This window comes from Sphaerospermopsis sp. FACHB-1194, assembly GCF_014696235.1.
GTDB classification, from domain to species: domain Bacteria; phylum Cyanobacteriota; class Cyanobacteriia; order Cyanobacteriales; family Nostocaceae; genus Sphaerospermopsis; species Sphaerospermopsis kisseleviana.
The window spans coordinates 1-10,701 of record NZ_JACJPU010000082.1; the positions used below are offsets into that span (position 1 = coordinate 1).

General features: G+C 38.7%; 16 protein-coding genes and 1 tRNA gene. 12 read left to right on the plus strand and 5 right to left on the minus strand.

Annotated elements, in window-relative coordinates; all coding sequences use genetic code 11:
- On the minus strand, positions 1-267 hold a 267-nt coding region (locus H6F45_RS25320; protein ID WP_190348733.1), incomplete at its 3' end, for a helix-turn-helix domain-containing protein.
- A gap of 111 nt (positions 268-378) precedes the next feature.
- Positions 379-807, minus strand: a complete 429-nt coding sequence (locus H6F45_RS25325) for a SufE family protein (RefSeq protein ID WP_096565611.1) — start codon at positions 805-807, stop codon at positions 379-381.
- A 27-nt stretch (positions 808-834) separates the two neighbouring features.
- Here H6F45_RS25325 and H6F45_RS25330 point away from each other — a divergent pair, with 27 nt between their 5' ends.
- The 5 genes from H6F45_RS25330 (at position 835) to argB (ending at position 3,369) form a co-directional block, all read left to right on the plus strand.
- Complete coding sequence (locus H6F45_RS25330; protein WP_190348734.1) at positions 835-987, plus strand: hypothetical protein; 153 nt, start codon at positions 835-837, stop codon at positions 985-987.
- A 107-nt stretch (positions 988-1,094) separates the two neighbouring features.
- Positions 1,095-1,355 carry a photosystem I reaction center subunit PsaK gene (gene psaK, locus H6F45_RS25335; RefSeq protein WP_096565613.1) on the plus strand — a complete coding sequence of 87 codons (261 nt, stop codon included), beginning with the start codon at positions 1,095-1,097 and terminating at the stop codon, positions 1,353-1,355.
- A 123-nt stretch (positions 1,356-1,478) separates the two neighbouring features.
- Positions 1,479-1,551 (plus strand) — tRNA-Ala (locus H6F45_RS25340).
- A gap of 280 nt (positions 1,552-1,831) precedes the next feature.
- Positions 1,832-2,386, plus strand: a complete 555-nt coding sequence (locus tag H6F45_RS25345) for a shikimate kinase (protein ID WP_137668103.1) — start codon at positions 1,832-1,834, stop codon at positions 2,384-2,386.
- Positions 2,387-2,478: 92 nt separating this feature from the next.
- A complete protein-coding gene (argB, locus tag H6F45_RS25350) occupies positions 2,479-3,369 on the plus strand; it encodes an acetylglutamate kinase (protein ID WP_096565617.1) in 891 nt (296 codons plus the stop codon).
- On the opposite strand, the gene H6F45_RS25355 is transcribed toward argB, so the two are convergent.
- Positions 3,362-3,526 carry a hypothetical protein gene (locus tag H6F45_RS25355; RefSeq protein ID WP_190348735.1) on the minus strand — a complete coding sequence of 55 codons (165 nt, stop codon included), beginning with the start codon at positions 3,524-3,526 and terminating at the stop codon, positions 3,362-3,364. The two genes, argB and H6F45_RS25355, sit on opposite strands and share 8 nt — an antisense overlap.
- A 111-nt stretch (positions 3,527-3,637) precedes the next feature.
- Here H6F45_RS25355 and H6F45_RS25360 point away from each other — a divergent pair, with 111 nt between their 5' ends.
- The 6 genes from H6F45_RS25360 to H6F45_RS25385 all read left to right on the plus strand — a co-directional run bounded on the left by H6F45_RS25360 (position 3,638) and on the right by H6F45_RS25385 (position 8,515).
- Entirely contained in the window at positions 3,638-4,156 is a 519-nt protein-coding gene (locus H6F45_RS25360; protein WP_190348736.1) for a tetratricopeptide repeat protein, read from the plus strand.
- A 55-nt stretch (positions 4,157-4,211) separates the two neighbouring features.
- Positions 4,212-5,072: a DUF3153 domain-containing protein gene (locus H6F45_RS25365; RefSeq protein WP_242052724.1), complete on the plus strand. Its 861-nt coding sequence runs from the start codon at positions 4,212-4,214 to the stop codon at positions 5,070-5,072.
- A 1,128-nt stretch (positions 5,073-6,200) separates the two neighbouring features.
- Positions 6,201-6,452 carry a UPF0175 family protein gene (locus tag H6F45_RS25370; RefSeq protein WP_096565625.1) on the plus strand — a complete coding sequence of 84 codons (252 nt, stop codon included), beginning with the start codon at positions 6,201-6,203 and terminating at the stop codon, positions 6,450-6,452.
- The gene (locus H6F45_RS25375; RefSeq protein WP_199301912.1) at positions 6,445-6,954 is read left to right on the plus strand and encodes a DUF3368 domain-containing protein; all 510 of its coding nucleotides are present in this window, start codon (positions 6,445-6,447) and stop codon (positions 6,952-6,954) included. The genes H6F45_RS25370 and H6F45_RS25375 overlap by 8 nt, the downstream gene beginning before the upstream one ends.
- A 20-nt stretch (positions 6,955-6,974) precedes the next feature.
- Positions 6,975-7,538: a Uma2 family endonuclease gene (locus H6F45_RS25380; protein WP_190348737.1), complete on the plus strand. Its 564-nt coding sequence runs from the start codon at positions 6,975-6,977 to the stop codon at positions 7,536-7,538.
- Between the two features lie 230 nt (positions 7,539-7,768).
- Positions 7,769-8,515 carry a Uma2 family endonuclease gene (locus H6F45_RS25385; RefSeq protein WP_190348738.1) on the plus strand — a complete coding sequence of 249 codons (747 nt, stop codon included), beginning with the start codon at positions 7,769-7,771 and terminating at the stop codon, positions 8,513-8,515.
- A gap of 35 nt (positions 8,516-8,550) precedes the next feature.
- Here the strand turns inward: H6F45_RS25385 and pdxH are convergent, their stop codons facing one another.
- Entirely contained in the window at positions 8,551-9,195 is a 645-nt protein-coding gene (gene pdxH / locus H6F45_RS25390; protein ID WP_096572561.1) for a pyridoxamine 5'-phosphate oxidase, read from the minus strand.
- A gap of 110 nt (positions 9,196-9,305) precedes the next feature.
- On the opposite strand from pdxH, the gene H6F45_RS25395 reads away from it, so the two are divergent.
- Positions 9,306-10,379, plus strand: a complete 1,074-nt coding sequence (locus H6F45_RS25395; RefSeq protein ID WP_190348739.1) for an AI-2E family transporter — start codon at positions 9,306-9,308, stop codon at positions 10,377-10,379.
- Here the strand turns inward: H6F45_RS25395 and H6F45_RS25400 are convergent.
- The coding region (locus H6F45_RS25400) for a hypothetical protein (protein WP_199301913.1) at positions 10,376-10,701 on the minus strand (326 nt) is incomplete at its 5' end. The two genes, H6F45_RS25395 and H6F45_RS25400, sit on opposite strands and share 4 nt — an antisense overlap.

Below are 10,701 nucleotides of genomic sequence, written 5' to 3' on the forward strand. Positions count from 1 at the left end.
ATATCTTAATGCGTATTGAGGGGCGCATTTAGACACTTCATAATACCAAGGATGGGTAGATTTAATGGCTGCTACTAACCATTTGTGTAAATCTATGGCTGTGGGAAATTTGATTTTGTCTTCTGGTTGCAGTTTGTTATGTAATAATACCTGTTGACACAGTGCTAACCCTTGATTCCAAGCGTGTCTAGCTACTCCTGCGTGTTGCGCCAGTAGTAGTCGTTGTTGCTTGTTAACTTTGAGTTGGGTTTTGAATCCTAGTAGCATACAGTGATTTTACTGTAATTCTGTCACAAAGCCAAAAGATGACAGGAAATTTTCAGTAAATGTGAGTATTTGTTAGTATTGGTTAAGAAAACAGTAACTAGCTACTAACCCCTACACCCCTATTTCCGATGCTTTTTTCTGCATAGTTTTAAAAATGTTGTAAAACCCATTAGCGCGGGAAGGTGTGAGGCTGACATTTAACCCTGTGGCTTGAATAAAATCAGGAGTTAGTTGTACAATTTCATTAGGTGATGATCCGTTTAACCCTTCTATTAAAAGTGCTACCAGTCCCTTAGTCAGTTGAGAATCAGAATCTCCCTGAAAAACCACCTTGCCATCATTGAGTGAAGCTGTGACATATACCTGAGAGACACAACCAGGGACTTTATTTTCGGGGATTTTATCAGCTTCGGGAAACTCTGGTAATTTTTGAGCATACCAGATTAATTGTTCATAACGGCGCTTTGGATCAGAAGCACGTTGAAAGCGTTGCACAATCTTGGCTAAAGCAGGTGGTAAGGAGTCAAGACTCAAGGACATAGTAAATCTAGAAAATAAATCAGTCTTATGTTGAGTGTAAATGATCTGCGATCTTTAAGAGCGATCGCAGTTGACTGGGGATTAGTGATTGGTGATTGGGTTATTAACTTCCCTTTCTTCCCTTTCTTTCCCAGTCCCCAGTCCCCAGTCTTCAGTCCCCAATCACCAATTATGAAGTAATTCAAAAAAATATTAAATAATGCTGCAAAATTGGGACATTGGTTGAATTTTATTAGTAATTATGAAGATTATCAGCCCCTAATTCTGTAATCTGAGGAGAAAATCGGATGTTGACTTCTACTCTAATCGCTGCTGCAACTACACCCCTAGAATGGTCTCCTACCGTTGGCATCATTATGATCATCGCCAATATTATTGCGATCGCCTTTGGTAAATTTACAATTCAATATCCCAGTGCTGAACCCGCAGCACCCGCACCTCAATTCTTTGGTGGTTTTGGTTTACCTGCTATACTTGCTACTGCCGCTTTTGGTCATATCTTAGGCGCTGGTATTATCTTGGGATTGCATAACATTGGTAGAATCTAGGATTTACATCTCATCTCGTCTTTTGTGATTCATTATCCCGGCCGCATCTACAATGGTCGGGATTATTTACGAACACAGTTGACTAAATGGAAATAATCTGGCATAATTGCTAATGCAACCTACGGGGTTATAGCTCAATTGGTAGAGCGCTTCAATGGCATTGAAGAGGTCAGCGGTTCGATTCCGCTTAACTCCATAGCTTATAAGCCTTACTGTGTCTGGTTTTTAAGGTACAGGTGGTAGAAAGTGCAAAACTCTCTATTTGGACTTTCTACTAATTTTCTACCAAATCTGTCAAGCGTTATATGTGTAATTTTTTGCATTACAAAAAATAATCCCCTAACTATCACCAGTTAGGGGGTTTTTGCCTATATCCTATAAAATGTAAAAATTATTAATTGGAGTCAAGAGTTCGAGTTTTGTCAATCAATGCTCAGAAATGTTCAGCGTAAATGAATCAGACTGGTGAGTAAGTTATGAGTAATTTATTAAGAGGAGTCAACCTGTATTTAATTGGGATGATGGGTGTCGGTAAAACCACAGTTGGGCGGTTACTGGCTCAAGAATTGGGTTATGGTTTTATAGATACTGATGATGTCATAGTTAAAGCTGCTGGTAAATCCATTAATGATATATTTACTGATGAAGGTGAAACTGGGTTTCGGCAGTTGGAAAGTGATGTGTTAGCTCAAGTTTGTGCTTATACTAAATTAACTATAGCTACTGGTGGGGGTATTGTCTTGCGACAAGAAAACTGGAGTTATCTACATCATGGGTTGATAGTTTGGTTAGATTGCAGCGTGGAAACAATTTTTAATAGGTTGTTAGAAGACACTACAAGGCCACTTTTACAAGATTCTAATCCTGAAAGTAAATTGCGATCGCTCCTGCAACAACGTCAACCGCTTTACTCCCAAGCTGACTTACATATTACCATCACCCAGGAGCAAACCCCAGAACAAATTGTGGCAACGATACTAGCAGCAATACCTAGTGTTCTCAAAACTCAAGTTTCCCAACACCAAAATTGATCTGAGGATATTTTGTGATGCTAGGGTATTTTCATGTTTTGATCATGTAAAAATCCTGCATCCTCAAAATTGAAAATTAGCCAATTCTCAAAATGATTAACGATACCGAGTATATCAGGCAAGCGGAAGCTAATCGCGTCGAAGTTCTCAGCGAAGCACTACCCTACATTCAAAAATTCTCAGGTCGTACCGTTGTTGTCAAATACGGAGGTGCGGCCATGAAAGACGGTAGCCTCAAAGATAAAGTTATCCGTGACATTGTATTTTTATCCTGTGTAGGCTTGCGACCAATTTTAGTACATGGTGGTGGTCCAGAAATTAACAGTTGGTTGGGTAAACTGGGAATTGAAGCACAATTTAAGAATGGTTTGCGTGTCACCGATGCACCAACAATGGATGTGGTAGAAATGGTGTTAGTCGGCCGAGTCAATAAAGAAATTGTGGCTCTGATTAACCAAGCTGGGGGTATGGCCGTGGGACTGTGCGGTAAAGATGGTAATTTAATTACTGCTCGTCCTCAAGGTGATGAAGGTATTGGTTTTGTAGGGGAAGTCAGTAATGTTAACATCAAGATATTAGAAACTCTCGCCAGTAATGGTTATATTCCCGTGGTTTCTAGCGTCGCTGCTGATGATAACGGACAAGCTTATAATATTAATGCTGATACCGTAGCGGGAGAAATAGCAGCTGCTTTAGGAGCAGAAAAGTTAATTTTGCTGACGGATACACGGGGTATTTTAACCGATTACAAAGACCCATCTACCTTAATTCCTAAAGTAGATATTCCTGAAGCGCGTCAATTGATTAACGATGGTATAGTTAGTGGAGGCATGATTCCTAAAGTGACTTGTTGTGTGCGATCGCTCGCTCAAGGAGTCAAAGCTGCACACATTATTGATGGTCGCATTCCTCACGCATTATTGTTAGAAATTTTTACAGATGTGGGAATTGGTACAATGATTTTAGGTTCTCAAGTTAAATGATAAATTGGTGATTGGGGACTGGGGACTGGGGACACTTCGACAAGCTCAGTGCATCGCTGGGGACTGGGGACTGGTGATTGGTGATTGGTGATTGGTAATTGGTAATTGGTAATTGGTAATTGGTAATTGGTGACTGGTGACTGGGAAGAGTAACCAATAACTAATGACTCATAACTAATGACTCATGACTAATAACTAATAACTAATAACCAATAACCAATAACCAATAACTAATGACTCATGACTAATAACTAATGACTAATGACTAATGACTACAGAAAGTTTAGAAATTGCGAAAAATCGTTACATTGCTGGAAAAGTAGCTTTTGAAAATGGACAATATCGGGAATCTGTGGAAAACTTAGAAAAAGCTAGTTCCTTATTAGCAAAAAATACACGCTTTGGAGGTGAAGTAGACATTTGGTTGGTAAATGCTTATGAAGCTGCGGGACGTTCAGAAGATGCGATCGCACTTTGTCAACAACTCACCCGTCATCCCCATTATGAAACCAGAACACAAGCCAAAAGATTAGTATATATTTTAAAAGCGCCCAAACTCAAACGCCCAAAAGAATGGATGACAGAAATTCCTGATTTTGGTAATATTGGGGAAAACGCAGCTAAAACAGTCATCACCGCAAAACCCAAAAAAACCACAAAACAAAAATCCCCAGAACCAGAATACATTGATCTCAGTCAAGTCAATACAAAAGATAATCGTTTTATTTGGGTAGCTTTAATTGCAGTCGCTTTAACAATTTCCTATTTAGTTTGGTTAACTGTGTGAGTTGGTGACAGGTGACAGGTGACAGTAAAAAGGTAAATTTAGAAAAAACAAGTTTATGAATATTTTGCATCTTCTGAATATTATGAATATAGATAATTTGCCAAAAACCAGATTTCATTTAATATTAATAAAAATAGCAAGATTGGTTTTTAAAAACATCATCAACTTAAAAACCACCAGAAAACTATTTTCCGTTTTCCTAATTTTGGCATCTTTAACATTATCTGGATGTGTACAATATGATTTAGGAATTAACTTTAATCATACCAACAACGGCGAATTAGTACAACATATTAAATTGCCGGAAACAGTCATCAGTTTTAGCGGTGATTATATTTCCGAATGGTCAAAAACTTTAGAACGTCGTGCTAGAAAACTATCAGGTTCAGTAAAACGCATTTCTCCAGAAGAAATTATTGTCAAAATACCCTTTACCAGTGGAAAGGAACTACAAGAAAAATTTAGTGGTTTTTTCAACTATACCACTGCTCCAAAAAATGATAAAATTGGCAATAATTCAGAACTACCAAATATAGCATCTAACTTAATTGTACAGGATAATAACTTTTTACTTTTATCGAGAAATCATTTAATCTATGATTTAGATTTGCGTTCTCTTGCTGCACTTACCAGTAAAGGAAACAACTTAAATGTCACGAGTTCAATTATTGATTTAGATTTTAGCTTACAAACACCTTGGGGAGTTAACAATATTCAACAAACTGAAAATATCCTCCAACCAGAAAAGAATGGTAAACAACTCGTCTGGAAACTAAAACCAGGTGAGTTAAATCATATAGAAGTTGTATTTTGGACTCCTAACTTCCTGGGTATTGGTACATTAATAATTATCCTGTTTGTTTGGGGTGGTTATTATGTGCGATATACATTGTTAGAATCAGGATTTTCAGCATAAAAAACGCAGATGAACGCAGATAAACGCGGTTTTTTTGAATTGGGATTGACAGGATTAAAGGATTTACAGGATATGAGCGATCGCCTCCTCTACCTGCTCTCTGTGCGATCGCATATTTTTTAGTTTTCGACTTGACAAGCTGCAAGGTTAGTTGTACACTTATGTTATGAGTGGAAATCTGTGGGCGCAATATATATAAGGTTTTTAACAGCCTGGGTTGAGATTTTCGGAACGCAGATGAACGCAGATAGACGCAGATAGACGCAGATGGTGAAAATCAGGACAACCAACATTTAAGGATGTAGAGGATGAAAACAGAAAATCTCTCTAAAACCTCTTACCTTTGTGTCCTTTGCGTTCTTTGCGGTTCATTCTTCCATGACTTGTGCGTAATCAACCATCATCAAATAACATCCTGTAAATCCTGTAATCCTGGACATCCTGATTCAGACAAAAAAATCCTTTCAGAATAACCAACAATCATCAAATAACATCCTGTAAATCCTCAAATCCTTGACATCCTGATTATGGCATGAACGCAGATAAACGCAGATAGACGCAGATGGTGAGAATCAGGACCACCAACATTTAGGGATGTACAGAATGAAAACAGAAAATCTCTCTAAAACCTCTTACCTTTGTGTCCTTTGCGTTCTTTGCGGTTCATTCTTCCATGACTTGTGCGTAATCAACCATCATCAAATAACATCCTGTAAATCCTGTAATCCTGGACATCCTGATTCAGACAAAAAAATCCTTTCAGAATAACCAACAATCATCAAATAACATCCTGTAAATCCTCAAATCCTTGACATCCTGATTATGGCATGAACGCAGATAAACGCAGATAGACGCAGATGGTGAAAATCAGGATAACCAACATTTATGGATGTAGAGGATGAAAACAGAAAATCTCTCTAAAACCTCTTACCTTCGTGTCCTTTGCGTTCTTCGTGGTTCATTCTTCCATGACTTGTGCGTAACCAACCATCATCAAATAACATCCTGAAAATCCTGTAATCCTGGACATCCTGATTCAGACAAAAAACAGTTATACTCAAATCAGAGACTCTAAAACTGCATTTCCAGTCTGGAGACTGGGAACGAGGAAAACAAGGAAATCAAATTATGAGTATAGTATCCTTAGAAATACCAGAAGAAATATTAATCACTCTCAAAGAAACACCTGAAAATTTATCAAGAGAGTTACCAATTTTAGCCGCAGTGAAACTTTTTGAACTGGGTAAACTCTCATCAGGGAGAGCAGCACAATTAGCGGGAATTTCGCGGGTAGAATTTTTAACAATTTTAGGACGTTATCAAGTATCACCATTTTCCTTGACGGCTGAACAATTAGAACAAGATGTTAACAATGCTTAATTATTCAGTGCTTAATTCTTCAGTCATAGTCAATACTTCACCTCTGTTGTATCTTCATCAAGTTGGACATTTAGAGCTACTACAAAAGCTGTATAGTGAGATTTTAACACCTCCTGCGGTGATTGAAGAATTAGCAGTTGGTAAAAAGCAAGGAATTAATGTACCAGACATTCATTCTATTGATTGGATTTTAATTACTCCGGTAAAATCAATTAGTTTAATTCCTGCTATTATAGATTTGGGACAAGGTGAAGCAGAAGTATTAGGTTTAGGTTTAGAAAAACCTGGCAGTTTGTTAATTTTTGATGATCAATTAGCTCGACGTATTGCTAATATACACAAATTAAAATACACGGGAACATTAGGTGTTTTAGTAAAAGCTAAAAAATTAGGTTACTTATCTTCTATTGCTCCTGTGATTGCTATGTTGAAACAACAAGGAATGTGGTTAAATGATAGCATTATTAATGATGTTCTCAGATTAGCTGGAGAATCTTTCTAAAAATAGAAATACAAAAAATCATGACCACAATAATTAATCGTTACCTCACCTTAGATGAATTTCTCAAACTCCCAGAAACAAAACCAGTCAGGGAATATATCAACGGGGAAATTATCACTAAACCCATGCCCAAAGGCAAACATAGCCGCTTACAATTAAGACTATGCAACAGTATTAACGATATCACAGAAAACAAAAAAATCGCTTATGCTTTTCCTGAATTGCGTTGTAGTTTTGGTGTGCGTTCAGTAGTTCCTGATATCGCGGTTTTGAAATGGTCAAATATTCCCTTTACTGCTGAAGGTGAAGTCCCTAATGATTTTTTCATTCCTCCAGACTGGACAATTGAAATTCTCTCACCTGAACAAAATTCAACTCGCGTGATAGATAATATTTTATATTGTTTAAATCATGGTTGTTTGTTAGGTTGGTTAATAGATCCTGAAGATCGTTCTATTTTGGTTTTTCGTCCCCAACAACAACCAGAATTATTCAGAGGTGATCAACCGTTACCAATTTTAGCAGAAATCAATTTACAATTAACAGTTAATCAAATATTTGCCTGGTTGAAAATGATAGGTTAATGATGATATTTGTGTCAGAATCAGGACAACTAACATTTATGGATGTACAGGATGAAAACAGAAAATCTCTCTAAAACCTCTTACCTATCCTTCGGGAACACCTTCGGTGAACGTGTCCTTTGCGTTCTTCGTGGTTCATTCTTTAGTGACTTGTGCGTAACCAACCATCATTAAATAACATCCTGTACATCCTCAAATCCTAATTCAGATCACCTATTATAAATAAATCTATGATTCTACAAACTCACCCAACTCAAAAAACACCCATTGTCACCTGGGAACCACTTCCCACCGATTTTATTTTACCTGATGACCCAGTGGAAAATATTCAACAACCACCTTTAGCAGCTGCACTTACTGACGCTTTAGGTGCAGCAGGACGCATCCTCCCACAAATGCTGATTGGCTCTAATTTTGGGCTTGTAGCCACCTTAAACAAAAAAATCATCGTCAAAGCCCCCGACTGGTTTTATGTGCCACAGGTGCATCCTGTAGCTACTGATGTGGTACGTCGCAGTTATACCCCCAACCTCGAAGGAGAACCTGTAGCTGTGGTGATGGAATTTCTTTCTGATACCGAAGGTGGAGAATTATCAGTACGTTCCACACCACCTTACGGAAAGTTGTATTTTTACGAACACATTCTCCAAGTTCCCACTTATGTCACTTATGATCCCTACGAACCCAGTTTAGAAGTACGCTGTTTGCAAAATGGAGAATACAACAAACAAAAAGCAGACCCTAATGGACGTTTTTGGATTCCTGAACTCTCACTATTTTTAGGAATTTGGCCAGGTGAAAGATTATGTCAAACCATGAACTGGTTGCGGTGGTGGGATAGTGACGGAAATTTGCTGCTGTGGAGTAGTGAACAAGCTGAACAGGAACGTCAACGGGCTGAACAGGAACGTCAACGGGCTGAATTATTAGCAGCTAAGTTACGAGAACTAGGTATTGATCCTAACACTATCTCCTAAAATTGTGGTACGGGCATCTTGCCCGCTACAAAAAATTAAGGTGACAAACGTTGTATTTTCCAACTTCCATCATCCCACCGAGAATACAGCAACCGATCATGTAACCTGCTAGAACGTCCCTGCCAAAACTCTATTTCTTGGGGAATTACCCGAAAACCTCCCCAGTGAGGTGGTCTAGGAACTTCCTGATTTTCATATTTACGCTGGAAATCCTGTAATTGTACTTCTAAAACTTCCCGACTAGCAATTACTTCACTTTGATTAGAAGCCCACGCGCCCAAACGACTATTATGAGGACGTACTTCAAAATATCCATCCGATTCTTCAGCAGAAATCTTTTCTACACATCCCACAATTCTCACTTGTCGTTCTAATTCTGCCCACCAAAATACTAACGCAGCTTGAGGATTGGCTGTTATTTCTTGTCCTTTGTGACTGTTGTAGTTGGTAAATAAAACAAAGCCCCTTTCATCAAAATCTTTTAATAAGACCATTCTGGCTGAAGGTTTACCATCAGGGGTAGATGTAGCCAAAGTCATGGCGTTAGGTTCTAATAATTTTGCTTCTAGAGCCTGATCAAACCATAATTTAAATTGTATAAAAGGATTAGGGTTAACTTCTGTTTCATTCAAATCTTGCAAAGTGTAGTCTTTACGAAGGTCAGCAATATTTTTATCCATTGGTAATGGGTAATTGGTAATGGGTAATTGGTAATTGGTAATTATCATACATTTTATAACCTATTCCCCATTCCCTATTACCTATTCCCTATTCCCTAAGATTAAATCAAATGCGCCGTTCAGCCTCTTTACAAACTCTGCTAATTTATGGTCTGAGTGGCCCGATTATCGCTCTCAATGTCTGGCTACTGTCTCTGCTGTTTCGTTATTTCCAGCATCCAATTACTATTCTGAGTATTGCGGCAATTTTGGCGTTTTTGCTGAATTACCCGGTGAAATTATTAGAAAAAGCTAGGATTACTCGCACTCAGGCAGTGATCATAGTTTTAATCTTCACTTTAGCTTTGTTGATTATTTTGGGTTTTACCCTTGTACCGATGGTAATTGACCAAACAATCCAACTTTTAAACAAAATTCCTGATTGGTTAGCCTCCAGTCAAGACAACCTGGAAAATTTGCAAATGTTAGCACGTCAGAAACGTATAAAACTTGACCTAAGTTTAGTAACTGAGCAAATTAATGCTGGTGTGCAGAACATTCTACAACAGATAGCTTCTGGTGCGGTGGGATTTGCGGGAACTTTATTATCAGGATTGCTGAATATAGTGTTAGTAATTGTACTAGCTTTTTATATGCTGCTATATGGCGATCGCCTGTGGTATGGTTTAATTAATCTCCTGCCATCTTATATTGGCATCCCCTTCAGCAAGTCCTTACAATTAAATTTTCAGAACTTTTTCCTTAGCCAATTATTACTGGCACTGTTTATGGTGGTAGCCCTGACACCGATTTTCTTATTTTTAAGAGTACCATTTGCCCTATTATTTGCCATTATCATCGGTATTTCTGAGCTTATTCCCTTTATCGGCGCTACATTAGGGATAGGGTTGGTAACGTTATTAGTGTTTTTACAGACTTGGTGGTTAGCATTTCCAGTAGCAATGGTAGCAATTATCATGCAGCAAATCAAAGATAATATCCTATCTCCCAAGTTGCTTGGTAACTTTATCGGACTCAATCCCCTATGGATTTTTATAGCGATTTTGATGGGATTTGAAATTGCTGGTTTGTTGGGAACACTGGTTGCTGTACCCATTGCTGGTACTATCAAAGGCACTTTCGACGCTATTAAAAACAACAAAAATGGAAATTCTGTATATAGTTATGCTGTTGTTGATGATTAGTGATTGGGGACTGGTGACTGGTGACTGGGGACTGGTGACTGGTGACTGGTGACTGGTGACTGGGGACTGGTGACTGGGGACTGGTGACTGGGGACTGGTGACTGGTGACTGGTGACTGGGGACTGGTGACTGGTGACTGGTGACTGGGGACTGGGGACTGGTGACTGGTGACTGGTGACTGGTGACTGGTGACTGGGGACTGGTGACTGGGGACTGGTGACTGGTGACTGGTGACTGGTGACTGGTGACTGGTGACTGGTGACTGGTGACTGGTGACTGGTGACTGGTGACTGGTGACTGGTGACTGGTGACTGGTGACTGG

Bases quoted from the DNA above. Each gene is read 5' to 3' on its own strand.
- H6F45_RS25330 (WP_190348734.1), top strand. From the start codon at position 835: ATGTTGAGTGTAAATGATCTGCGATCTTTAAGAGCGATCGCAGTTGAC.
- pdxH (WP_096572561.1), bottom strand. From the start codon at position 9,195: ATGGATAAAAATATTGCTGACCTTCGTAAAGACTACACTTTGCAAGAT.
- H6F45_RS25395 (WP_190348739.1), top strand. From the start codon at position 9,306: ATGCGCCGTTCAGCCTCTTTACAAACTCTGCTAATTTATGGTCTGAGT.
- argB (WP_096565617.1), top strand. From the start codon at position 2,479: ATGATTAACGATACCGAGTATATCAGGCAAGCGGAAGCTAATCGCGTC.
- H6F45_RS25375 (WP_199301912.1), top strand. From the start codon at position 6,445: ATGCTTAATTATTCAGTGCTTAATTCTTCAGTCATAGTCAATACTTCA.
- H6F45_RS25380 (WP_190348737.1), top strand. From the start codon at position 6,975: ATGACCACAATAATTAATCGTTACCTCACCTTAGATGAATTTCTCAAA.
- H6F45_RS25385 (WP_190348738.1), top strand. From the start codon at position 7,769: ATGATTCTACAAACTCACCCAACTCAAAAAACACCCATTGTCACCTGG.
- H6F45_RS25360 (WP_190348736.1), top strand. From the start codon at position 3,638: ATGACTACAGAAAGTTTAGAAATTGCGAAAAATCGTTACATTGCTGGA.
- H6F45_RS25365 (WP_242052724.1), top strand. From the start codon at position 4,212: ATGAATATTTTGCATCTTCTGAATATTATGAATATAGATAATTTGCCA.
- H6F45_RS25345 (WP_137668103.1), top strand. From the start codon at position 1,832: ATGAGTAATTTATTAAGAGGAGTCAACCTGTATTTAATTGGGATGATG.
- psaK (WP_096565613.1), top strand. From the start codon at position 1,095: ATGTTGACTTCTACTCTAATCGCTGCTGCAACTACACCCCTAGAATGG.
- H6F45_RS25370 (WP_096565625.1), top strand. From the start codon at position 6,201: ATGAGTATAGTATCCTTAGAAATACCAGAAGAAATATTAATCACTCTC.
- H6F45_RS25325 (WP_096565611.1), bottom strand. From the start codon at position 807: ATGTCCTTGAGTCTTGACTCCTTACCACCTGCTTTAGCCAAGATTGTG.